The organism is Herbivorax alkaliphila, from assembly GCF_030848475.1.
GTDB lineage: Bacteria > Bacillota > Clostridia > Acetivibrionales > Acetivibrionaceae > Herbivorax.
Genome location: NZ_JAVDDS010000010.1, coordinates 72482 through 96661 on the forward strand (window position 1 = coordinate 72482; position 24180 = coordinate 96661).

The window sequence follows — 24180 nt, forward strand, 5'->3', positions numbered from 1 at the left end:
TTGTTATAGTAGATAATCTTAAAAACTATATTCTTTTATTATAACCCTATGATTCACACAGGTTTAAATCATTATTAATCAAAATCATCAGAAAGCCAGTTTCTTAAAAGATTTGCAACTGTATCCGGCTTTTCCTTGACAATTTTCTCAATTTGTTTTTTAACTTCTGAACGCTCTCCAAGATCTATTTCAGGAACATCTTCCTCTTCAGGAGTAATAAACCTTGGACCTTCTGCAGCAAGTTCCGGCACCGGCTCCATTTCTTCCTCTTCTTTCTTTTTCGGCATAAGTGCAATCATTAGTGCAATTATAAGTAAAATCATTAATATAAAGAACCCATATGTATCAATAAAATTCTTTATCCTATCACCTAATGGTTCTACAACTTCTTCTTCAGGTGCTAAAGGATATTTGCTTACAGAGATTCTTGTTGCCGGTATTCCTGTAGCATTACTTACATCTTGGGTAAACTGTTCTAGGAATTCAGGTGTAATGTTACTGTCATCAGGAACTCTTTGACCATACCATAGAGCAACAGTCATTGAAGATTTTTCAGGATTTATTGTTCCTATAGCTCTCTCTTCCTCGGTTAATGTTTCAGTAAATACTCTGTTTATTATTTCCGTTCTTTTTTCATAAGAAGAATTTTCTCCCCCGTCCATCGGATATTCAGGAACCTCTCCAACTCCTGGATTGGCATCCATACCTGGTGGAACATCTTCTCCTGCATAATTTTCTAAATTCTCCCTAGTTGTCTGACTGCTTACAATTGCTTCATCAAGATCAGTAGGTTTTTCTATTTCATTTCTCTTTGTTGACACTTGGTCAAAGTCTAAAACCGGATTTGCAACAACGCTTATGAAATCATAATTATTAGAACGTCCTGCATACAGTGCTCTTATGTTTCTTTCCATATCCTCTTTTACCTGTGCAGTAAGTTCATATTGGCTAGATGGCACATTCATTCCTGGTTCCATGTCGGAATTTAAAATATTAAAGTTGTTATCTACAACTGTTACATTTAAAGGATCTAATCCTTCAATTGAGGATGCAACAACCTGAACAATTCCCTTTACCTGTTCAGGACTAATATTTCCCCTTGGTGTGACTCTTACAAATGCTGTTGCCTCATTACTTTCACTTCCTGAAAAAAACATAGAATCTTCAGGCAACGCTAAATCTACATCTGCATCACTTACATTATCAAACATTCTAAGTTTTGCAATAAGATTGTTTGTTTTAAAATTTTGCCATAATTGTTTTTTATCACTTTCAGTAGAGCTTATGTTAAGTAAATTCCATGCATCTTCAAATGTCATTCCTGTAGAAGTTAGACCGGCAGAAGCAATTGCAAATTCCGCCTCATTTTTATCCCTTGAATCTACCAACAAACTTCCTCGATCCCCATGCTTATACTTTATATTTCGCTCTTCTAAAACAGTTTCTATTTCCTGAGCATCCCTTGAATCATTAACTACCATAAGGGGAACATAGTTTGTTCTAGTAAGCACTACTATACTTACAGTGAGAACAACTAAAAGAATACCAGACGTTATTAAAACTCTATTCTTTTGAGATTTGTCAAGTTTTTCCCATAGTTCATTAATCTGATTTTGCAACTTTGAAAAAGCTTCAGACATGAATACACCACCTTTTAAAGGTTATTCATCTTTAGTAATACCAATTTTAAATCTGCATTCTCATTATTTCATCATACGCATCCATAATTTTACTTCTTATCTGCATTGTAAACTGAAGAGCTATATCTGATTTTTCAGCTGCAATCATAACCTGGTGAATGTTATCTGTTTTTCCCGCTGCAAAATCTTCAGTTATAGTATGTGCGTCTTTCTCAAGGCCACTTACCTGTTTAAGTGCATTATTTAAATATTTCCCAAAATCACCAATTATATTTTGATCCTCTTTTTTTCCGACTAGACTTGTACCTGAAACAGATCCAAATTCTCTACCAACAGAATTTACAACTCTTATATCCACCAAGATTCCTCCTTAGTCTGAAAAAATATGTAGTACAAATTTATCATCTTCCAATTTCCAAAGCTTTCATTGACATATTTTTAGAAGTGTTTATTGCTGTTACATTTGCTTCATATGCTCTTGTAGCTGATATCATATTTACCATTTCAGTTATAACATCAATATTTGGCATCATTACATATCCCTCTTCATCAGCTTCTGGATGTCCTGGATCATGCATTCTTCTAAATGGCGTCATATCCTCTGTAACACGAGAAACTCTTACACCCTTACCCGCTGAATTTGCACCATCTAAGTACTCTGCAAAAGGAGGGTCTGGAGATTTTTCTTCAAATATTGCGGTTCTTCTTCTGTAAGGTTCACCATTTTCAGTTCTTGTGGTATTTACATTTGCAATGTTTTGAGAAATTGTATCCATCCGTAGTCTTTGAGCGGTAAGACCTGATGCTCCTATATCAAGAGATCTGAAGTAACCCATTTATCATCTTCTCCCTTCGCTTATCACAGTTTTAATTCTACGAAAATCGTCATTTAATCTTTGAGCTAATACATCATATTTAATTGAGTTTTTTGCCAGTTGTGCCATTTCACTATCAATATCCACATTGTTTCCATCAAGTCTCATATCAGAATTACTTCCATCTTCTCCTATCTTTATCTCAATATCATCAAAGTTTTTTGCACCGATAGGTATATGCCTGTGATCTGTTCTCGTTCCGTTAATAGTGTCTCTCCCTAAGGCATCACGAAGATGCTCTTCAAAAGCTACGGTTTTTCTCCTATAATTAGGTGTATCAACGTTAGATATGTTTTGAGAAATGGCTTCATTTCTGAGTAATGCTGCATCTAACGACTTTTCTAACGGCATAGTACGGTATAGTATCTTTTCAAGCATCAAAAACACCTCCTTTAGCATTGTAAAGAATTGCATGAAATTTGCTTTAAATTAAGTATAAAATTTGCACTACATAGCATATTAACTTTTCACTTTCTAATAAACTTTAAAAAGAACTTACACAATTATAATGTAATATAAGAATGTATTATATTGAAAAACTTAAGAATAGCTAAAAAATAACCTCCAGCTTACAATACTGCAATTTATTTTTTAACCATCCTAAATTCTGCAAAAACAAAATTTATGAACTGTTGATTTTGTTGACATCCTTCTCGCTCTAAAAGAAGAAAGTTTCTTGCTTTAAGAAGCTACTTAATCTAGACACTACACAAGTTTACATGGTATGCCTTCCCGAACTCTTAATAAAACTTTGCCTTATATTACCCATCTTAAAGAAGATGTCTTACGGTGAAATCGATAAATTTTTAAGCACTTAACTAAACTTTAAAACCAGTAATAAAGAAATTATCCATAAATCGTAACAACCTTATAATGATATTATCACAAATTTTTAAAAACTTCAACAGTAAAAATATTTTTTTAAAGTTCATATATATTACTGTAATATATCCTTAATATTTTTAAGAGCTCTCATTGAAATTTCATAATTTTTTTTTCTTTTATTCTTTATTTTAACATCAAGACCATCTACCAAACCAAAATTTACATTCATCGGCTGAAAATTTTGTATGTTTTTATCTGATATATAATTACTAAGTGCACCTGTTGCAGTAGTTGTTGGAAATACAACCGATTCTTTTTTTAGTACATTCATAGAAGCATTTATGCCTGCTACCAAACCAGATGATGCAGATTCAACATAACCTTCAACTCCTGTAATCTGACCTGCAAAGTATATATTGGGCATATTTTTTAGCTTGTAAACTGAATCTAAAAGCTTTGGTGAATTTATAAAAGTATTTCTATGCATAACTCCAAACCTCACAAAGTCAGCTTTTTCAAGACCAGATATCATTCTAAACACTCTTTTTTGCTCTGGCCATTTTAATTGTGTCTGAAATCCTACCATATTATAAAGAGTTCCTGAGGTATTGTCCTGTCTTAGCTGCACAGTGGCATACGCTTCTTTACCTGTAGCCGGATTAATCAAACCTACAGGTTTTAATGGACCAAATCTTAAAGTATCAACACCTCTTTTTGCCATCCTTTCTACCGGCATACACCCTTCAAATACAACATCTTTTTCAAATTCTTTAACATCTGCCAATTGAGCATTTACCAGTTCATTCCAGAATGCATAATATTCTTCTTTTGTCATAGGACAATTAATATAGTCATCTGTTCCTCTGTCATAACGTGCAGCTTTAAAAGCTTTATTCATATCAATAGAATCAAATGTAACAATTGGTGCCGCCGCGTCAAGACAATAGAGATAATTCTCACCGATTAGACTGGCTACAGCTTCTGAGAGCCCCTGTGAAGTCAAAGGGCCAGATGCTATTATAGTCACCCCTTCTTTCGGTATATCCTTTATTTCTTTATTTATTATTTCAATATTTTCATTGCTTTTAATATATCCAGTTACCATCTTTGAAAATTCTTCTCTGTCAACAGCCAAGGCACCACCTGCAGGAACTTTTACTTTATCTGCACATTTCATTATCAAAGAATCCAACATTCTCATTTCTTCTTTTAAAAGACCAACAGCATTTTCAAGCTGATTTGAGCGAAATGAATTGCTACAAACAAGCTCTGCAAAAGTATCTAAATGATGAGCCGGTGAAAATGACAACGGCTTCATCTCATACAATTTTACCTTTATTCCTTTTCTGGCAATCTGCCAAGAAGCTTCACATCCTGCAAGCCCTGCTCCTATTACATTTATATAATCAGTCATATTTAAAAATCCTTACTATTTTTTTTCTTCATCTTCTCCAATTTTGTCAAAATCACAGTCTTCATTGCTACATTTAAGCTGTGCTTTTTTCCCAGAATACTTTTGGGTTAAGAAATTACCACAATCAGGGCATTCTTCTTTAGAAGGTTTTTCCCATGTCATAAAGTCACATTCTGGATTATTTTCACACCCCAAATACTTTCTGCCCTTCCTTGTTTTTTTAATATAGACTTTACCTTTACATTTAGGACATTTTACACCAGTATCTTCTAAAATAGGCTTAGCATTTCTACACTCTGGAAAACCCGGGCATGCAAGAAATTTCCCGTACCTTCCCATTTTTATAACCATATTCCTGCCACATTTTTCACAAATTTCATCTGTAACTTCATCTGGAATTTCAATGTTTCCTATTTTCTCTTCCGCATCATTTAATACATGAACAAACTGAGCATAGAAATTCTCTATAATTTCTTCCCATTTTTTGCCCCCTTCTTCTATATCATCCAACTTTCTTTCCATTTCAACTGTAAACTCTACATCTACAATATCATGAAAGTACTTTTTCATAATATCATTTACTATTTTCCCTAACTCTGTAGGCATAAGTGCCTTAGATTCCTTTACTACATAGCCTCTAGATAGAATTGTTGAAATTGTAGGTGCGTAGGTACTCGGCCTTCCAATTCCCCTTTCTTCTAAAGCTTTTACCAGTGCTGCCTCAGTATATCTTGGAGGTGGCTGAGTAAAATGCTGCTTTGGATTAACACTTTTTTTCTTTAATTGTTCCCCCTCTGAAAGTTCAGGCAATACAAGATTTTCTTCCTCACTTTCATTGTCCTTGCTTTCTTTATAAAGTACAATAAATCCTTTAAATTTAATTGATGAACCACTTGATTTAAATAAATATCTTCCTACATTAATGTCAACGCTTATTGTATCATAAGTTGCATGAGCCATCTGACTTGCAACAAACCTTCCCCATATAAGCTTGTAAAGTCTGTATTGTTCTCTTGATAGTGAACTCTTAATATCATCTGGTTGAATGTTAACATCAGTAGGTCTTATACATTCATGTGCATCCTGAGATTTTGACTTGTTTTTATATGTTCTTTTTTTGTCAGGTAAATATTTTTCACCATAATTACCTTCTATATAACTTTTTGTATCCTGCATAGCCTCATCTGATATTCTGGTAGAATCTGTACGTATATAAGTAATGAGACCTGTAGTGCCAACACCTTCAATAGAAATTCCCTCATATAATTGTTGAGCCACAATCATAGTCTTTTTAGTAGAATAACCAAGCTTTCTTGAAGCATCCTGCTGCAGTGTACTTGTTATAAATGGTGCAGGAGGCGATTTCTTTTTCTGACTCTTTTTAATTTTTTTAACTTTAAACTCTTCCTTTTCTATTTCTTTTAATACTTTATTTACTTCTTTTTCACTTTTTAATTCAAGCTTTTTGTTGTCAATTCCATGAAATTTTGCATTAAAATGCTTTCTTACTTTTTCCTTTTTAAGTTCTGCAGTTATACTCCAATATTCATCTGGAACAAAATCATCTATTTCCTCTTCTCTATCACAAATAAGCCTTGTAGCTACTGATTGAACTCTTCCTGCACTTAAGCCTTTTTTAACTTTTTTCCACAAAAGAGGACTTATTTTATACCCCACTATCCTGTCTAAAATTCTCCTAGCCTGTTGAGCATCAACTAAAGACATATCAATTTCTCTGGGGGATTTTATTGAATTCTTAACTGCATTTTTTGTTATTTCATTAAAAGTGATTCTACACCTTTCAGTATCATCTAATTTAAGCAAATAAGCTAAATGCCATGAAATTGCTTCACCCTCACGATCAGGGTCAGTGGCAAGATATATTTTCTTTGCTTTTTTTGCTTCCTTTTTAAGTTTTGAAATTACTTCTCCCTTTCCTCTTATGGTGATATACTTGGGCGTAAAGTGATTTTCTAAATCAACTCCTATTTGACTTTTAGGAAGATCTCTCACATGTCCTACAGAAGCAACTATTTTGTAATTTCTTCCCAAAAACTTTTTAATGGTATTCGCCTTTGCGGGAGATTCGACAATAACTAATTTATCAGCCATTTTTTTCCTCCAATTAAAATTATCAAATAACAATACATTATTATAATATTATATATTGTCATTATGCAAATAAATATTAATATTTTAATTTGTATATCTTTCCGGGAAGCTGTTCAACTATCCCTTTTAACTCTAACATAATTAATATAGAACTTACAAGTTTAACACTAAAACCTGTTTTTTTAGATATTAAATCTATATGTGAAGGCTCGGATTTAAGACATGAAGCCACTGTTCTTTCTTCATTGTCAAGCCCTTTAAAAAACCTGTCATTTAAAATTTTTTTTGCAAAATAATTTTCGATATTTTCATCACTAAAGTTTATATTTATTTCCTCTAAAATATCTTCAATGCTTGTTACTATTTTAGCCCCTTCCTTTATTAGTCTATTTGTACCTGCACTCTTTATGCTGCAAACATTTCCTGGAAGAGCAAACACTTCTCTTCCCTGCTCTAGTGCAAAATCAGCAGTAATAAGTGAACCACTTCTTTCTCCTGCTTCAATTACTATAACTCCTAGAGACATACCACTTATTATTCTGTTACGTGCAGGAAAATTATTAGCTAATGGAGCTATTCCAGGTAAATACTCTGATATACAAGCTCCATTTTCTATAATAGACTTCATAAGCTTTTTGTTTTCATATGGATATACAACATCTAATCCACAGCCCAACACCGCTATAGTACTTCCACCTGCATCTATAATGCCTTTATGAGCATATGAATCCACTCCACGTGCCATACCACTCACAACAGTAATACCGTACCTAGACAATTCACCCGAAATAGTATGAGCCATACTCAAACCATATGAAGTAGCCTTCCTTGAACCTACAACTGCTACATATTTTTCACTTTTTTTAATGTTTCCTTTAACAAATAATACAATAGGTGGATCATATATATTCTTAAGATAATATGGATATAGTTCGTCATTAATGGTTAAAACCTTTATATTGTTCTTGTTAATTTTTTCTAAATGTTTTTGTGCCTGTTGCTTTATTTTATCATCCATCAAATTAAATACATCTTTACCAGTAAGAAAAGTCAATTTTCTAAGTTCATTTTCTTTTGCCTTCCAAACATTATAGGGCTCTTTAAAATGTTCTAAAAGCCTCTTAGACTTGACCGAACCAATACCAGGAATTGAACTAAGCCATACCCAATACTGCCTGTTATCCACCATAACAGCACTCCTTTTACAAAAGAATAATATATTCTTTATTTGTCGCAATCAATTTATCATGTATTTGCATCTTAGTCAAGTATAAATTTCATGACACATTACCCTCTCCATATTTTTCTGTCAAGACTTCTATACTGTATAGCTTCTAATAAATGATTAGCTTTTATATTCTTCGACTCTTCCATATCAGCTATTGTACGAGCCACTTTAAGTATTCTTCCATGAGCTCTTGCACTTAAACCCAACCTTTCAAAAGCATTCTCTAAAATACTTTTGCATTCATCGTCTAAGATGCAATATTTTTTAATCATTGAAGGTGAAAGTTCTGCGTTAGAATATATGTTAAGACCTTTATATCTTTCCTGCTGAATCTTTCTAGTTATGTTAACTCTTTTTCTGATATCATCTGACTTCTCACATTCTTCCTCTCTGTCAAGATCTTTATACTGAATGGAAGCAACTTCAATGTGTAAATCTATTCTATCTAATAAAGGACCTGAGAGCTTCCCTAAGTACTGTTGTATTTGTCTTGGAGTACATGTACACTCTCTTGAATCATCAAGATAATTACCACATTTGCATGGATTTGCTGCACATATTAGAGTAGTTCTTGCTGGATATGTTAGACTTGCATTAACTCTAGAGATTGTAACAGCTCCATCTTCTAAAGGCTGCCTTAAAACTTCTAATGCACTTCTGTTAAACTCGGGCAGTTCATCTAAAAACAAAACCCCATAATGAGCAAGGCTTATCTCACCTGGTTTTGGATACCTTCCCCCTCCTGTCAGGCTCACATTTGATATGGTATGATGTGGAGATCTAAAAGGCCTTTGAGTAATAAGAGATGTATTTTTAGGAAGTACCCCTGCAATGCTATGAATTTTGGTAACCTCTAGAGCTTCTTCAAAAATCATAGAGGGAAGTATTGTAGGAAGCCTTCTGGCTATCATTGTCTTTCCACATCCTGGGCTTCCAATCATAATACAATTATGTCCACCAGAGGCTGCTACTTCAAGTGCCCTTTTCACCGTTTCTTGACCTTTTACATCTGAAAAGTCAACATCATAAGACATATTGTTTTTAAAAATATCTTCCCTTTCCACAACATATTTGTCTATATTTTTAATTTTATTTAAATGATTTACAACATCTTTAATGCTTTTTGCAGGGTAAATGTTTATACCCGATACAACAGCAGCTTCATCTGCATTTTCCACAGGCAGAAATATGTTTTTAAGACCATTTTCTTTCGCAGTTATAGCCATTGGAAGGATTCCCTTAACAGGTTTGATTTCACCATCTAAAGACAATTCGCCTAAAAAAGCACTTTTGTCAATATTATTATCATTTATCTGTCTGGTTGCTGCCAAAATTCCCAATGCTATAGGAAGATCAAAAGCTGAGCCTTCTTTCTTTTTATCAGCAGGTGCAAGATTTACCGTTATTCTATTTACGTGAAATTTAAATCCAGCATTTTTAACAGCAGCCCTCACCCGCTCCTTTGATTCTTTGACAGCAGTATCACCTAAACCAACCATATCAAAAGATGGAAGCCCGTTTGATATGTCTGTTTCAACCAAAACAACATATCCATCGATACCCATTAAACCCAGACTTTTAATTTTGGAAAGCATATTTCACCTCGTATGAAATAAGTTTTTGAATAGACTTTATTAACGCAATGTGATTTATGACTTTTTGATAAACAACCTTCTTTATTTTATTATATCACAAATTATAACAATATATAAAATTTTTAATTTTGCAACATATAAAATATCGAAAACTTTCTTTTTATGAATTATTAATATTTTATCATATATTTTAATTCTAGGACAGGAAAAAATTATAATTATTGCATTTTAGCATCAAAAAACGAGAGAAAGCAACATGCTCACTCTCGTTTTTCAAAGAAAAAATTATTTATGTACTTTATTTTTTAATTTCTATTTCACCTAGTGAAGGTATAACTCCTATTTCATTAAAATCGTAATCTTCAAATTTACTCTCGTCTATAGTAAACTCAGCACTTAAGCTGTCTGAATCAACTCCATCAAGGGCATCTTCTTTTACTTCAGCTTCAATTGTGATAAATACTCCATCTGTATCTATCATTCCTTCACCTAATTGTCTTGCCTCAACATATAAAAGAGTTACCGCACCTTCTTCATTCATAATGTTATATTGCAAATCATTTTCAGGGTTGTTTATTATATCCCCACCCTCTATACCTGTCAATTCAATTTTCTCATTATCAAAAGATATTCTTAAATTTCCACTGTTTATTCCTTCAGAAGGAACATTAGAAAACTTCACAGGTATTGTTATAGTTTCACCAGGGCTAGCTTCAACTGCATCACTTCCCATGGTAATATCTTCATGCTCTACTACTTCATCAGATGACCCTTGACTGTAGCCTTCCATGTCAACATGTACTTCTCTTGCGTCACCATCCCAATCAATGTCAACATCTAAAGCTTCACTCATTGCTCTTAGTGGCAAGTATGTTCTTCCATCAATAACAACTGCAGGATCCTCTGGCTCAAAAATTTCACCTCTTACAAGTACATCAAAGTTAGGAGCCACTGCCGTCCATGAACCAGTTGCCGCCAAAGCAAAAATACCTGTACTTAAAACTACACCTGCAATTAAACCTAAAATAATTTTTTTCATTTTATGCACCTCGTTATGATATATTTTTATCATTATTATACCATAATACAAAAAGCTTGTCAGTATAAATTTAAACTTACCCTATTTTGTCATTTTTCATTTAACAACTTGTGAAGCTCCTCCATAAATGTGTTTATATCTTTAAATTGTCTATAAACAGAAGCAAACCTGACATAAGCAACTTCGTCAATACTTTTAAGTTTTTCCATTACCATCTCTCCAATAGCCTGAGAAGTCACTTCTCTTTGAAGAAAATTATAAACTTGACTTTCTATGCTCTCAACCAGCTTTTCTAAATCATTAAAAGAAACAGGTCTTTTTTCACATGCTCTCAATAATCCTGTCATAAGTTTTTCCCTATTAAAAGCCTGCCTTGTCTTATCCTTTTTAATAACCATAAGAGGCAAACTTTCTACTTTTTCATAAGTTGTAAACCTTTTTTGACATTCCAAACATTCTCTTCGCCTTCTTATAGCAGAACCTTCATCTGTTGGTCTTGAATCAATTACCTTGTCCTCTCCAAATCCACAATATGGACATTTCATAGCTATCCTCCAAAATACAGTTTAAAGTAAGATGCAACTTTTACATTAATTATACTACATGCATTATAAAGCCGCAACAATATAGCTTAACATACACCTCTCTTATTCAAAATACTTTTTAATAAACCTATCATCCATTTCCACTAAAATTATATCTTCCCCTATCTTCTTTATCTTTTCCCATGGGATTACGTACTCGCTATCTCTTCCTAAAATTCCAAATAATTTATTTTCGCCTGGAATTACAATAGACTCCAGTCTTCCACTTTCTAAATCAATCTCTACATCACATACAAACCCCAGTCTCTTTCCATCATTGATATTTATTACTTCTTTCTGCCTAAAATCTGATGTTCTATTCATAATATAACACCCCATAAATACAAATTGACCATTTTTACAATAAAATAATCTTCGAATCTAATTTATATATATTTTTTCATATGCATAAGTGCAGTTTTTTCCAGACGTGATACCTGCGCCTGTGAAATTCCTATTTCTTCAGCTACTTCCATTTGGGTTCTTCCATCAAAAAATCTTAAGTTTAATATAAGCTTTTCCCTGTCATTTAATCTTCTCATCGCCTCGCTTAATGCAATTCCCTCTAACCAGTTTTCATCATTATTTTTTTCATCCTTTACCTGATCCATAACATATATAGCATCTCCACCATCATGATATACCGACTCAAACAACGAAATAGGATCCTGTATTGCATCGAGTGCAAATACAATATCTTCTTTTGGCATTGCAAGTTCTTTTGAAATATCATTTATTGTAGGCTCCTTTGAGTTCTTGTTTGTAAGTCTTTCTTTTGCCTGCAAAGCCTTATAGGCAATATCCCTCAATGATCTACTAACACGAATTGAATTGTTGTCACGTAAGTACCTTCTTATTTCTCCTATTATCATAGGGACTGCATATGTGGAAAATTTCACATTTTGAGAAACATCAAAATTATCTATAGCTTTAATTAAACCTATACATCCCACCTGAAAAAGATCATCAACATATTCTCCTCTATTATTAAATCTTTGAATAACACTTAATACAAGCCTCAAATTTCCCCGAATAAATTCCTCTCTTGCCGTGGCATCTCCTTTATGCATCCTTTCAAAGAGAACCTTCTTTTGTTCATTGGATAGTACTGGCAGTTTAGATGTATTTACTCCGCAAATTTCAACTTTATTGATTAGCATAAATAACCTCCCGGCAATATAATTAAGTCAGTATCATTATTGCCATAGAGGCTATTTTTATACTGTAAAAAAAGACATAAAATTTTACTCAAACACCTTGACAAACCCTGCACCAATTGCAATTACTAAACTGAAATTTTTATGGTATTTTCTAACAAAATTGTCCTTTAAACCATTCTGCTTATTTCCTTTTTTAACCTGCCTATAATCTTTTTTTCAAGTCTTGATATATATGATTGAGATATACCCAACATATCAGCAACTTCCTTTTGGGTTTTTTCTATTCCTCCATTAGTGAGACCAAATCGTAATTCCACTATTTTCTTTTCTCTAATAGATAATTTTCTCATTGCAATTGTTAATAATTCTCTGTCAACTTCATCTTCAATAGTTTTATGAATCAAATCATTATCTGTACCTAATATATCAGACAAAAGCAGCTCATTTCCATCCCAATCTATATTTAAAGGCTCATCAATTGATATCTCTGTTTTCATTTTATTATTTCTTCTCAAATACATTAATATTTCATTTTCAATACAGCGGGATGCATATGTAGCCAGTTTTATATTTTTAGTTGGATTAAAAGTATTTATAGCTTTTATTAATCCAATAGTTCCAATAGAAATTAAATCTTCCACTCCCACACCGGTATTTTCAAATTTTCTTGCTATGTACACAACCAACCTCAAATTCCTCTCAATCAAAATTGACTTAACTCCATAATCGCTTTTTTCAAGCTTATTTAAAAGATAGCTCTCTTCATCATTACTAAGAGGAGGTGGCAAAGCTTCACTTCCTCCTATATAATGAACTGGAAATCTTTTATGTATTTTAAATCTTTCAAGAAAATTTATGTACTTTATCATTATAAATATTTTCAATTTCTTTAAAGCATACATTATTTAAGTTCTCCCTTCGAATTTAGTGTAAATACTAGCTTTTGCTGCATGCTACCATAACTTTTAGACTAGTTCTGGACTTAAAAGCGCATTATAATTATCATTATTAGATAATGTTCTGTTGTAAATTCCTATAATCACATTGGATACCCCCTTCTTATCAATATTCTCCCCTATTTCTATATAATCAGGTTTAAAACCTATAAGCATTCCATTTTCTTTCCCAAGAGATGTAAATGGTATAAGTCTAAACCGGGAAAACCATTTTGAATCTGAAATTACTTTTGTAGCACATACCAGATCATCCTCTTTTGAATTTTCAAATATATTTTGAATATCTATAGGTAATATATTTCTTATTGCACTAAATTCAACCACTACAACAGGAACATTTGTTAATGGATCATGAAGGGAATTTCCTGTATCAACCAATGCAAATAAATCTATTTTTCCATTTTCAAATGCTATTTTTAACGGAATACATAAATTGTCTTTTATAAATCTCTCCTGTATCAAGTCCCAAAATATTTTTATAATTATATAAACTGTTATTACCGAAAAAAACAGCACAGACCATTTTGAATTATCAAAAATGTAAAATATACCATTTTGAACTAGTCCACCAGTATTATTAAAGTATAAAAATGCAAAGGCAGCACCTGCAAATATAAAAGTTGATATATAAAATATAGCCAGAATTCTCATAAAAATCATTGGCTTGGGAGGATAAAAAGTTACTGCAACAATAAAAAAAGACAGGAGAATTTTAGCCGCAGTAGTATAATATATTTCAACATCTGGAAACATTAGTAGGAACACAACATAAGATGCACCTACTAAAGAACCTATCAATAAACGTAAACTAGATATCTTTGTTTTGGATAGTTTAGCAGTCATCATCAATATTAAATAATTCATAACAACGTTTTGTAATATCAACACATCAATGTATATTTCCATTTTAACCCTCCTCATAACAAGTAGTACGCTGCAAAACTAACCTCTTGCAAATAACTTTTTTATATTTACTAAAGATTTTTATCCCCACATTACAAACCCCAGCTTTTTTATGTCTATAAAGAAAATACCTTAATAAGTTATATGCAAAAGCATGTTTATTTATTATTAATTATACAACTAAAACAATATTTATTTTGTCAAACCAAACTGTAGAAAAAAAAATTAATACCCAAAAAAAATTCGAATGCACTTATAAGTGCATGTTATTAAGGTAAATGAAAATATGGAAACAGGCTCTAGGCTGCAAAACTTTAGTTTTTAGAATATTCTTTTTCGCGTCTAGAACAATGCTTTTAAATTAAGATATATTATAGAATAGATTTGGAAATAAAAAAATACACAAAAGCACAAAAATGTACTCATGCGTATTTTTAAAAAGCTAAAACACCAGCTTTTATAAGATGGTGTTCTACACATAAACTTCAGGTGGAGATTGTACTCCACCTGAGGCTAAGATTTTTAAACCCTAGTTAAACATTAACTATTTAAATTTGTTTCTTCTTAAGAATGTAGGAATTTCTAATTCATCCACCTCTGACTGACTTGCGACAGGCTCCTCATTATCAGCAGTCTGTGGTCTTTCTTTTTCACCTACTGTAGACTTTTCGGGTTTCTTTATTACAGGTGCTTTATCAAAACCTGTTGCAATAACAGTAATCAATATTTCTTCTTTCAGATTTTCGTCAATAACAGCACCAAAAATAATATTTGCATCTGGGTCTGCAGATTTTTGTACTAATTCTGCAGCAGTGTTAACCTCAAACAGTCCTAAATCAGCACCACCTGTAATGTTTAAAAGAACTCCTCTGGCTCCTTCAATAGAGGTTTCTAAAAGTGGACTTTGTATTGCTTGTTTAGCAGCCTCTTCAGCCCTGCTTTCACCTGATGCTCTTCCTATTCCCATATGAGCAAGTCCTGTATCCAACATAATAGTCTTAACATCTGCAAAGTCCAGATTTACCAACCCAGGAACAGCAATTAAATCAGATATACCTTGTACACCTTGTCTTAAAACATCATCAGCAATTTTAAATGCATCAACAATGGATGTTTTCTTTTCTGCAATCTGTAAAAGTCTATCATTAGGTATTGTAACCAACGTATCCACAGTGGTTTTTAAAGTTTCAACTCCTCTTTCAGCATGTTGCATTCTCTTTCTTCCTTCAAACATGAAAGGTTTGGTTACCACTCCTACAGTAAGTATTCCCATTTCTTTTGCAATCTCAGCAACTATTGGTGCTGCTCCTGTTCCAGTTCCTCCACCCATACCTGCTGTTACAAAAACCATATCGGCACCTTTTACTGCCTCTGCAATCTCATCCTTGCTCTCATTAGCAGCCTTTTCACCAATCTCAGGATTTGCTCCTGCTCCAAGTCCTTTTGTCAGCTTGTCCCCAATCTGAATCTTAGTATTTGCCTTAGATAAAAGTAAAGCTTGTTTATCAGTATTTACAGATATGAATTCAACACCACGAAGTCCTGCAGCAATCATTCTGTTAACTGCATTATTTCCGCCGCCACCAACACCTACAACTCTTATTTGTGCAAATTGTTCCATATCAACATCAAATTCCAGCAACTTTAATCCCCCTTCTTCTCATTTGTAATTGCACTAACTATCCAATACTATTTTATACAAATTTTCAAGATATTATTTTCTAATCACCATCACTTACACACTTTCCCTTAGTATTAAATAATATATTATTATTGCGTTTAACGCAAGATTGTATTTTAAATTTTATATGCTTTTTTGTGTTTTTATTACATTAAGACTGTTCTAAAAGGCAAAATACTATGAATGAAATAAATATTACATATTTATGGATTATTCAAACAGTTAACGTAAACTTTAATATATATCGGATTATTTTCAGATAACATTACAATATTCTTAATAATATTTATTATAATACAAAAACAATATTTGGAAAATAGCTATAACTCTAAAACAATCCAGTAAAAAATTTATAAATCTTTTTTAAAAGTCTAAACTTTTGTTTTGGCTTTTCTGGTATCTTATTCTTGCTCTCATTATCCTTTTTACTCATTTTCATTCTCTTAGCAACATACTTTACCGTGCCAATAGAGGTTAAAAACTCAGGCTTTGAAACACCAGGTACTTTGTGGCTAGCTACCCTCACAGGATAACCAAATACTTCATATGCCAGCTGCATATTACCATCAACATATGAAATTCCTCCACCTGCTAAAACAATACTTCCATCAAAACCATTTAATGCTTCATTTTTTTCTAATAATTCTTTACATAAGTAAAAAATTTCATGTACTCTTGCTTCAATTATTTCAATAACTTCTGATACCCTTATCTCTCTTTTTTTATTCTCATTTATATCATTAACACTAATTTCATAATCATTCTTGATAAGAGAGGTAAGAGCCAACTCATACTCTCTTTTTAGTTTTTCAGCTTCTTCTAAAGATATTCTAAGACCAATTGATATATCATTTGTTATATGAGCCCCTCCAACAGGCAGTGAATCATAAAAGACCACTCTTTCATTTTTAAATAAAGAAACATTTGTTATGCTTCCACCTATATCAATTAATACAACTCCCATTTCCTTTTCCTGAGAAGTTAAAGATAATTCGCTTATGGCTAAGGCCTCAACAATAATTCCCTCAACTTCTACATTTGCTTTCTCCATGCTTTTTACTATGTTTTGAACAGAAGTAATCTTGCCAGCTATAATATCAGCTTCAACTTCAAGTTTACCCCCTGACATACCCAATGGATCCACAATCTCATCGCACCCATCTACAATATATTGACTGGGTATAACATCTATAATCTGACGATCTTTAGGGAAATTCACTTTCTCTACATTAAATAAAACTCTCTCAATATCTTTTTTTGTAATTTCATGTTCAGAATTTGAAGTCTCTACTGAGCTTTTGTTAGAAACTATGCTTACTTGATTACCCATTATATTAACATATGCAGAATTAATCTCAATGTTTTTAATAGCTCTAATTTCTGAAATACAACTACTTATAATGCTAGATGCTTCATCTATATCAACAATTACTCCTTTTTTTACACAATTACAGGGCTTCATTGATTTACCCAAAACTTCAATATTTTTAAATCTATTCACTTTAGCTACCACAGCACAAACTTTTGATGTACCAATATCAATACAACATATTATATCATCCACTTATGTAGCCTCCTAAACAATTTCATCTATTTTAATTTACTCAAAAACAAATACATAACACATCTCTTTAAAGCTACCTATATTTAATATATATTGACAGAAGCTTACTTTTATTATACTTTATATTTAAATATTTTTAAAATATCTATCTTTTTTAGATAATATAAATCTTAAACATTATCATTTACTATATTATCTTTTTTTCTGTTTTTATTCAATAGAAATCTTCGAATTCTAGCAAAATTTAAAAATAATCTATTTCCAAAAGCAAAAACTGCTGCTAAATGTAACTGTATGCCCAATTTATCTCCAATATAAGCTAACCCCGCTGCAAGTATAGCATTGCCAAAAAAACCTGTGAGAAATATTTTCATTTTAAAACTTCCCCTAAGACTTGAATAAATCCCTCCAAAAACCGAGTCTAGTGCAGCAAGTATAGCTACTGCCACATAGCTTGAATACTCAGGCGGAATGTCAAAAGGAATAAAAATTCCCAGTATAATCCCAATTATTAAACCTAGCAATGGAACCATTAGTTTTCTCCTTTTCTATTGTATTTTTTAATGTAGTAAATTATATACTATCACGTTGCATCATTCAGGTATAAAAGTAGGACTGTCACCTGTCGTTAAGTCTAAATATCCCTTTTTATCCTTATCAATATTATTGAAAAAAATTTCCTCTAAAAGTACAATTGTATATTCATCTATTTGACTATATGCACCTAAATTAACTGTTATCCTTGAATCAAGAAAAATCAAAATATTATCCAAGTCCTCAACATCAACATTTGATATATATTCGTCTAAGCCTTTGACATAATCTTTGTCTTCATTTGTTTTTTTTACAAAATCTATAGTGTCAAAAACTCTGTTAAAAGCATCTATACCTTTTATATTATTCGATCTAAGCATTTGTCCTAATCTATAACCATTTACATCTAGACCCTCAATAACAGGCAAAACCTCTTTGTATTTTTCATTTTCTGCATCAACGACATAGCCTTCACTGTCAATTATAAGACTTGTACTAATATATGGAACTACAGCAACTGGCTCCCTTTCTGTAATTGTTATTTTAACTACTCCAGGATAAGCCATTCTAACAACAACATCTTTTACGTATGAACACCTGCTCAATATATTATTCTCTGACTGTGTTGATCTAAATGTCAATATACCTTTAATATCAGCACCTATTTCTTTAAACCAATTGACACCATATGGCATTCTTGATGCTTCAACCACTTCACTGTTATTATAATGCTTATTGCCATAAACTTCAATGCTATTTATATAAAATAATGGAGATAACGCAAGACCAACTATTAGCACAGCTATAAATATAATGCAAAAAAAATTCTTAATAATTTTTTTATTCTTTTGTTTTTTTTTCTCTTTTTTATTTAAAGTCCCACTTTTTTTCATTTGTATTCCCTCATTCTTCTCTTTTTATTAAAGCACCAACACCTGAGAGCTTTACTTCAATATCTTCATATCCTCTATCTATGTGCTTTATACCACTTATTACTGTTTTTCCATCAGCTGCAAGAGCAGCTAAAACCAATGCAGCTCCCCCTCTTAAGTCCCTTGCATAGACGTTTGCTCCAGTAAGCTTTCTTACACCTCTTATTACAGCAAGACGGCCTTCTAATTTAATATCTGCCCCCATTCTGATAAGTTCTTCAACATGTTTATATCTGTTATCAAAAATAGTTTCAACAACAATGCTGGTACCTTTAGCAATTGACAAAAGCGACACAAACTGGGACTGCATATCTGTTGGAAAACCTGGATAAGGCAAAGTTCTAATCACATCTATTGACCTTGGTCTTGCAGGTCCATAAATATGTATTGAATTTCTTTTTAAATCAATGCAACATCCGCATTCCCTTAAGTATGATATAACTGAGGTTATATACTCTGACGCAACATTTTTTAAAGTAATATCCCCCCCTGTGATTCCAGCCATTACTAAATATGTACCTGCAACAATTCTATCAGGTATTACTTTGTGTTCTACACTGTTGAGTTTTTTATAATTTCCTTGAATTCTAATTACACTTGTTCCTGCTCCTGAAACTTTAACTCCCATTTTTATTAAAAAATTTTGAAGATCAATTATTTCAGGTTCTTTTGCTGCCTGACGTATTACAGTATCTCCTTCTGAAAATACAGCTGCAAGCATTATATTTTCTGTAGCTCCCACGCTAGGAAAATCCAGCTGTATATCACAACTTTTCATTTTATCAGCTTCACAATACAAAAAACCATGATGTGCATCATGCACCTTTACACCCATTTTCCTCAAGGCTTTAATATGCATATCTATCGGTCTTGGGCCTATTTCGCACCCACCTGGATGGGTAAGTTTACTGGCACAAATATATCTATACCGCCCTACATTAATCTGGCAACTCTTTTTTAATCAATACCTATTTTTATATTTTATCACTTCATAAAATACGTATCAAATGTTTTTTTAGGGAAATACTCTCCTATAAAAAAACTTGTACATAAGCAAACTGTTTGTGTTATAATCTTTAGGGATAAAAATTTTACTAAAAGCAGGGATGTAGATGAATTTTAAACTTACTTTTACCATTATAGTTACTAAATTATTAATTTTTTTATTACGACTTTTAAAACGTGGAGGTACAACCCTTCCTGGGAAAGTTGCACGAAAAATTTTCCCGGAAATAATTAAGCATATTTCAAAAGACCTTAAAATTATAATGGTTACAGGAACAAATGGTAAAACGACAACAACACACATTATTGGTCAAATACTAAAGGAAAATAAAATAGATTACATTACAAATAAATCTGGTGCTAACCTTGTTAGTGGTATAATAACTACATTGATTGACTCTGTCAATCTATCTGGAAAAACCAAATATAAAACTGCACTAATTGAAATTGATGAAGCCATATTTAATGTAATAACCAATGACATACAACCAGATATTTTGGTTGTAACAAACTTTTTTAGAGATCAGTTAGATCGATTTGGTGAGCTGTATTCAACTTTACGCAAGGTAAAATCCGGAATAGAAAAATCACCTAAAGCTAAGCTTATTTTAAATGCAGATGATTCACTATGTGCTTCATTAGCTAAAAATCATAATGGAAAAGTCTTATACTATGGCTTTGCCCAAAATGCTTATGAAGGCAGCGAAAGTCTTTTAAATTCAGATGCTGTTTTTTGTATCTACTGTATGAACAAATATCACTACAAAAATAGGGTTTATGGACATTTAGGTACATTTGAATGTCCCTCTTGCGGATATAAGCGTCCTCAATCTGATATAAACTGTTTAAAGGTTGAAGAGCTCAACAGTTCACATACAACGCTAGATATTTCAATAAGTGGAAATCAAAATCATAAGGCAAAAATTAACCTTCCAGGTCTTTACAATGCATATAATGCACTAGCAGCAGTATCATGCGGACATGCTCTAAACCTTTCTTCTAAAAGCATTATATCTTCTCTTGAAAATTTTGAGTGTGGATTTGGAAGAATGGAAACTATTGAGGCTTATGGTAAAGCTATTAAATTAATTCTTGTAAAAAACCCTACAGGATTTAATCAAGTAATTAATTTTCTTTTAACTGAAACAAAACAAAGCGAAATAGCTTTTGTTATAAATGATAAACTTGCAGACGGAACAGATATTTCATGGCTTTGGGATGTAGACTTAGAAGAGCTTATGAAAATTCAGGAAAATGTTTCTTCCTTCTATGCTTCTGGAATCAGAGCAGAAGATATGGCTGTAAGACTTAAATATGCAGGAATTTTCAGTGATAAAATAAAAATTGTAAAAGACTATGAAGAACTTATTGAAAAAGGGCTTTCAAACACCTTGAAAGGGCATAGTTTTTATATACTTCCTACTTATACAGCAATGCTTGACATAAGAAATTTTTTAAAGAAAAAATTTGGATTAAAGGAGTTTTGGAGATAATATGTATGATTTAAATATTTGTCACCTATATCCTGATATATTAAATCTTTATGGAGATCGTGGTAATATAATGGCTTTAGAAAAACGCTGCTTTTGGAGAGGTATCAATGTAAACATCTCAAACATTTCTTTAGGTGATAAATTTGATGCAGAGGAATATGATATTATATTCTTAGGTGGAGGTCAGGATTATGAACAGAAAGTAATTCAAAATGACTTACTTAATGAAAAAGGAGATGAAATTAAAAATGCTATAAATGCTAACAAAGTATTTTTAGCAATCTGTGGAGGCTATCAAATTCTCGGAAAGTATTATATGACGTGGGATAAAAGAGAGATAGAGCTTTTAGGAGCATTAGATTTGTGGACAATAGGAAGTAAAGAAAGATTAATAGGAAACTATGTATTTGAGTGTGACTTTTTAATGAATGAAACTTTTGATGGAAAAATAGTCGGATTTGAAAATCATGCAGGTAAGACCTATCTTGGAAAAGATGTAAAACCTTTAGGCAAAGTCATCAAGGGATATGGCAACAATGGTGAAGATGGTTTTGAAGGAGCACTTTATAATAATGTGTATTGTTCATATTCCCATGGAAGTTTACTGCCTAAAAATCCTTCACTAACCGATCACCTTATTACTATTGCATTAAGACAAAAATACAAGGACTTTGTATCCTTACAATCTCTAGATGACGATTTTGAAATAAAAGCTCATAATTCAATGATTAAAAGAATTATTTAAGTTTAGTTCAATGCTATTTAAAAGGACAGGGTAGATAATTTTATCCCCCTGTCCCTTTTAAATCCTAATCTTTATAAGATTTTTGCCATAGTTGACTCTAAACACAATTGAACAGCTTCAAAATCCATATTGGGTATATAATAAGCCTCCATATCATCGTGTATACTCTTTGCTTTAGCAATATTTTTAATTCCTAAACCCAATAGAAAATCAAAGTTTTGCTTGTTTTCTTCTAGCACCAATTCATTTAAAGAAAACTGTTCAATATACTTGTCAAAATCAATATACTCACTAAATTTAATATTTGCACTATGATATTCATTTGAAGTTGTAAATGAAATATCCAGTTCTCTTATTATCAGGTGTTCAAGTTTTGAAGGATTTAGTGCACAATAAAATGACTCTACATCAAATCCCCTCTCTAAAGCTGCATTTTTTATTTTTTCAAGAAAAACTTCTGTTCCTGTTCCATGTTTTCCACTTACACAATAAATTTCATCTGTATCTAAAATTGTTGAAAGATAATTCACAAGTCCCTTTGGTGCAATAGCACTTGCAAAAAGTTTTCTGTCCTTCCCCATTTTATCTGATATTTCTATATCTTTAAAAATGCTATTTATAATTTGGTAACTTTCTTGATTAATTTTAGGAATATTAACGGACTGCTTTATCATCTCAATGTTATCTTCATAAATTAAATAAGCAGCTTTTATGTACCTGTACGCTCTTTTAAAACTTTCTCCAACTTCCCTATTGCATTTTATTATTTTATCTTTATTTTTTCTAATTCCATCTTCATCCCAGAAATCGCCTAAATGAATGATTTCATCGACAGCACCAGGATTTTTAGGATCCACCACATGTGTAGATGTCTCTTAGGCACAAAGGTGTGGTGGTTTTAAGTTGGGTGGTGTGAATTTTTGTGAGAATAATATTCCAGAAACTAAAGTTACGCAGTTTAGAGCCTGTAAATACTCCTCGGGGTCGAGCAAATCTCGCTATCGCTCAGACAATGCTCTCCCTTTCCTCGTCGTATTAACACGCTCTACAACTTGCTCCACAATGTTTCTTCCATATTATTTCTCACAAAAATTTTCTATCCCCTTCTGATGTGCATTAAATTTGCTTTATTTATGTTATAATTATTAATATTAATGATAGTACAGTTGAAATGTTTATTGATTTCAGAAATAATTCTATAATTGAAGAAATGTTAGAATAATATGGAGGTATTTTTATGGCTTTAATAAATCGCAAAGGATCTATTGTTCTTTCTGGAAAAGACGGAGAAGAATTTTCTAAAAAAATGAAAAATCCTGATTCTAAAGTTATGGAAAAGAGCGATAAATTTATAGATGAAGCAAGAAATAAAATGGATGTAATTCGCACTAAAGATAAGACTATTATAAGAGTAAAATAGAGTACCTACAATTTTATATTTAAATACTAGCCGAAACTACTTTTAATTTTGAAAGTAGTTTTTTGTTTGTCAAAAAATCTTTTACGACTTAGTAGACAGAAGTCCCTTCCCTGTATATAAAGGATTATGTAACAATAAAGCCTTTGATATTGGGAGTGAATAGAACTATTGATATTCCTTTTGAGGTTGATGCAAAAAATATCGATAATACTCATATTTTCGATGTTTGTAAATATAATTGTCAAAATTGGTATATGCTATTTGACATTTTATTCTTTTCGGTATACAATTATTGATATATTATGTACACAAAGTTAGTAGGGATTTATTATCTAGCCATTGAAGATACTTCATAGAGTCTGACAGAAAAAAGAAGTAATTATAATAGGGAAATTTTATAAAGTCTAAAATATAATTAAACTTAACTAATTTTTTTGTTTAATACAATATGAAAAAATATATATTATCAAAATTT

Annotated in this window: 23 protein-coding genes; 3 read left to right on the forward strand and 20 right to left on the reverse strand. The window is 31.9% G+C overall.

The features are described from left to right. Window positions 1–74 precede the first annotated feature (74 nt). From RBH29_RS05530 to murA, 19 genes are all read right to left on the reverse strand, one after another. On the reverse strand, window positions 75–1640 hold the full coding sequence (locus tag RBH29_RS05530) for a flagellar M-ring protein FliF C-terminal domain-containing protein (protein WP_306695773.1): 1566 nt from the start codon (window positions 1638–1640) through the stop codon (window positions 75–77). Between the two features lie 46 nt (window positions 1641–1686). Beyond that, window positions 1687–1998 carry a flagellar hook-basal body complex protein FliE gene (gene fliE, locus RBH29_RS05535; protein ID WP_306695774.1) on the reverse strand — a complete coding sequence of 104 codons (312 nt, stop codon included), beginning with the start codon at window positions 1996–1998 and terminating at the stop codon, window positions 1687–1689. A gap of 43 nt (window positions 1999–2041) precedes the next feature. Further along, a complete protein-coding gene (gene flgC / locus RBH29_RS05540; RefSeq protein ID WP_306695775.1) occupies window positions 2042–2476 on the reverse strand; it encodes a flagellar basal body rod protein FlgC in 435 nt (144 codons plus the stop codon). Between the two features lie 3 nt (window positions 2477–2479). Further along, complete coding sequence (flgB, locus tag RBH29_RS05545) at window positions 2480–2893, reverse strand: flagellar basal body rod protein FlgB (RefSeq protein WP_306695776.1); 414 nt, start codon at window positions 2891–2893, stop codon at window positions 2480–2482. A 559-nt stretch (window positions 2894–3452) separates the two neighbouring features. Further along, a complete protein-coding gene (gene trmFO, locus RBH29_RS05550) occupies window positions 3453–4754 on the reverse strand; it encodes a methylenetetrahydrofolate--tRNA-(uracil(54)-C(5))-methyltransferase (FADH(2)-oxidizing) TrmFO (RefSeq protein ID WP_306695777.1) in 1302 nt (433 codons plus the stop codon). Between the two features lie 15 nt (window positions 4755–4769). Continuing rightward, window positions 4770–6866, reverse strand: a complete 2097-nt coding sequence (topA, locus tag RBH29_RS05555; protein ID WP_306695778.1) for a type I DNA topoisomerase — start codon at window positions 6864–6866, stop codon at window positions 4770–4772. Between the two features lie 76 nt (window positions 6867–6942). Next, window positions 6943–8055, reverse strand: coding sequence for a DNA-processing protein DprA (gene dprA / locus RBH29_RS05560; RefSeq protein ID WP_306695779.1), 1113 nt, complete (start codon window positions 8053–8055; stop codon window positions 6943–6945). Between the two features lie 98 nt (window positions 8056–8153). Next, window positions 8154–9689: a YifB family Mg chelatase-like AAA ATPase gene (locus RBH29_RS05565; protein ID WP_306695780.1), complete on the reverse strand. Its 1536-nt coding sequence runs from the start codon at window positions 9687–9689 to the stop codon at window positions 8154–8156. Window positions 9690–9987: 298 nt separating this feature from the next. Next, complete coding sequence (locus RBH29_RS05570; RefSeq protein WP_306695781.1) at window positions 9988–10728, reverse strand: cohesin domain-containing protein; 741 nt, start codon at window positions 10726–10728, stop codon at window positions 9988–9990. Window positions 10729–10817: 89 nt separating this feature from the next. After that, window positions 10818–11273 carry a transcriptional regulator NrdR gene (nrdR, locus tag RBH29_RS05575; protein ID WP_306695782.1) on the reverse strand — a complete coding sequence of 152 codons (456 nt, stop codon included), beginning with the start codon at window positions 11271–11273 and terminating at the stop codon, window positions 10818–10820. Window positions 11274–11375: 102 nt separating this feature from the next. Further along, window positions 11376–11636 (reverse strand): YlmC/YmxH family sporulation protein, encoded by a 261-nt coding sequence (locus tag RBH29_RS05580; RefSeq protein ID WP_306695783.1) that lies wholly within the window; start codon window positions 11634–11636, stop codon window positions 11376–11378. Window positions 11637–11698: 62 nt separating this feature from the next. Continuing rightward, window positions 11699–12472 (reverse strand): RNA polymerase sporulation sigma factor SigG, encoded by a 774-nt coding sequence (sigG, locus tag RBH29_RS05585; protein ID WP_306695784.1) that lies wholly within the window; start codon window positions 12470–12472, stop codon window positions 11699–11701. Between the two features lie 167 nt (window positions 12473–12639). After that, the gene (gene sigE, locus RBH29_RS05590) at window positions 12640–13374 is read right to left on the reverse strand and encodes an RNA polymerase sporulation sigma factor SigE (RefSeq protein WP_306695785.1); all 735 of its coding nucleotides are present in this window, start codon (window positions 13372–13374) and stop codon (window positions 12640–12642) included. A 63-nt stretch (window positions 13375–13437) separates the two neighbouring features. After that, entirely contained in the window at window positions 13438–14334 is an 897-nt protein-coding gene (spoIIGA, locus tag RBH29_RS05595; RefSeq protein WP_306695786.1) for a sigma-E processing peptidase SpoIIGA, read from the reverse strand. A gap of 541 nt (window positions 14335–14875) precedes the next feature. Then, window positions 14876–15973, reverse strand: coding sequence for a cell division protein FtsZ (gene ftsZ / locus RBH29_RS05600; protein WP_306695787.1), 1098 nt, complete (start codon window positions 15971–15973; stop codon window positions 14876–14878). Between the two features lie 367 nt (window positions 15974–16340). After that, window positions 16341–17576, reverse strand: coding sequence for a cell division protein FtsA (gene ftsA / locus RBH29_RS05605; RefSeq protein ID WP_306695788.1), 1236 nt, complete (start codon window positions 17574–17576; stop codon window positions 16341–16343). Between the two features lie 170 nt (window positions 17577–17746). Then, entirely contained in the window at window positions 17747–18109 is a 363-nt protein-coding gene (locus tag RBH29_RS05610) for a small basic family protein (protein ID WP_306695789.1), read from the reverse strand. Between the two features lie 60 nt (window positions 18110–18169). Beyond that, a complete protein-coding gene (locus RBH29_RS05615) occupies window positions 18170–19003 on the reverse strand; it encodes a cell division protein FtsQ/DivIB (RefSeq protein ID WP_306695790.1) in 834 nt (277 codons plus the stop codon). A gap of 10 nt (window positions 19004–19013) precedes the next feature. Next, window positions 19014–19985: a UDP-N-acetylglucosamine 1-carboxyvinyltransferase gene (gene murA, locus RBH29_RS05620; RefSeq protein ID WP_306695806.1), complete on the reverse strand. Its 972-nt coding sequence runs from the start codon at window positions 19983–19985 to the stop codon at window positions 19014–19016. A gap of 169 nt (window positions 19986–20154) precedes the next feature. Here murA and RBH29_RS05625 point away from each other — a divergent pair, with 169 nt between their 5' ends. Further along, window positions 20155–21540 (forward strand): Mur ligase family protein, encoded by a 1386-nt coding sequence (locus RBH29_RS05625; protein ID WP_306695791.1) that lies wholly within the window; start codon window positions 20155–20157, stop codon window positions 21538–21540. A gap of 1 nt (window position 21541) precedes the next feature. After that, on the forward strand, window positions 21542–22285 hold the full coding sequence (locus tag RBH29_RS05630) for a type 1 glutamine amidotransferase (protein WP_306695792.1): 744 nt from the start codon (window positions 21542–21544) through the stop codon (window positions 22283–22285). A 71-nt stretch (window positions 22286–22356) separates the two neighbouring features. On the opposite strand, the gene RBH29_RS05635 is transcribed toward RBH29_RS05630, so the two are convergent. Next, entirely contained in the window at window positions 22357–23145 is a 789-nt protein-coding gene (locus tag RBH29_RS05635; protein ID WP_306695793.1) for an ATPase, read from the reverse strand. A gap of 377 nt (window positions 23146–23522) precedes the next feature. On the opposite strand from RBH29_RS05635, the gene RBH29_RS05640 reads away from it, so the two are divergent. Then, window positions 23523–23705, forward strand: coding sequence for a hypothetical protein (locus tag RBH29_RS05640; RefSeq protein ID WP_306695794.1), 183 nt, complete (start codon window positions 23523–23525; stop codon window positions 23703–23705). Window positions 23706–24180: the final 475 nt, after the last annotated feature.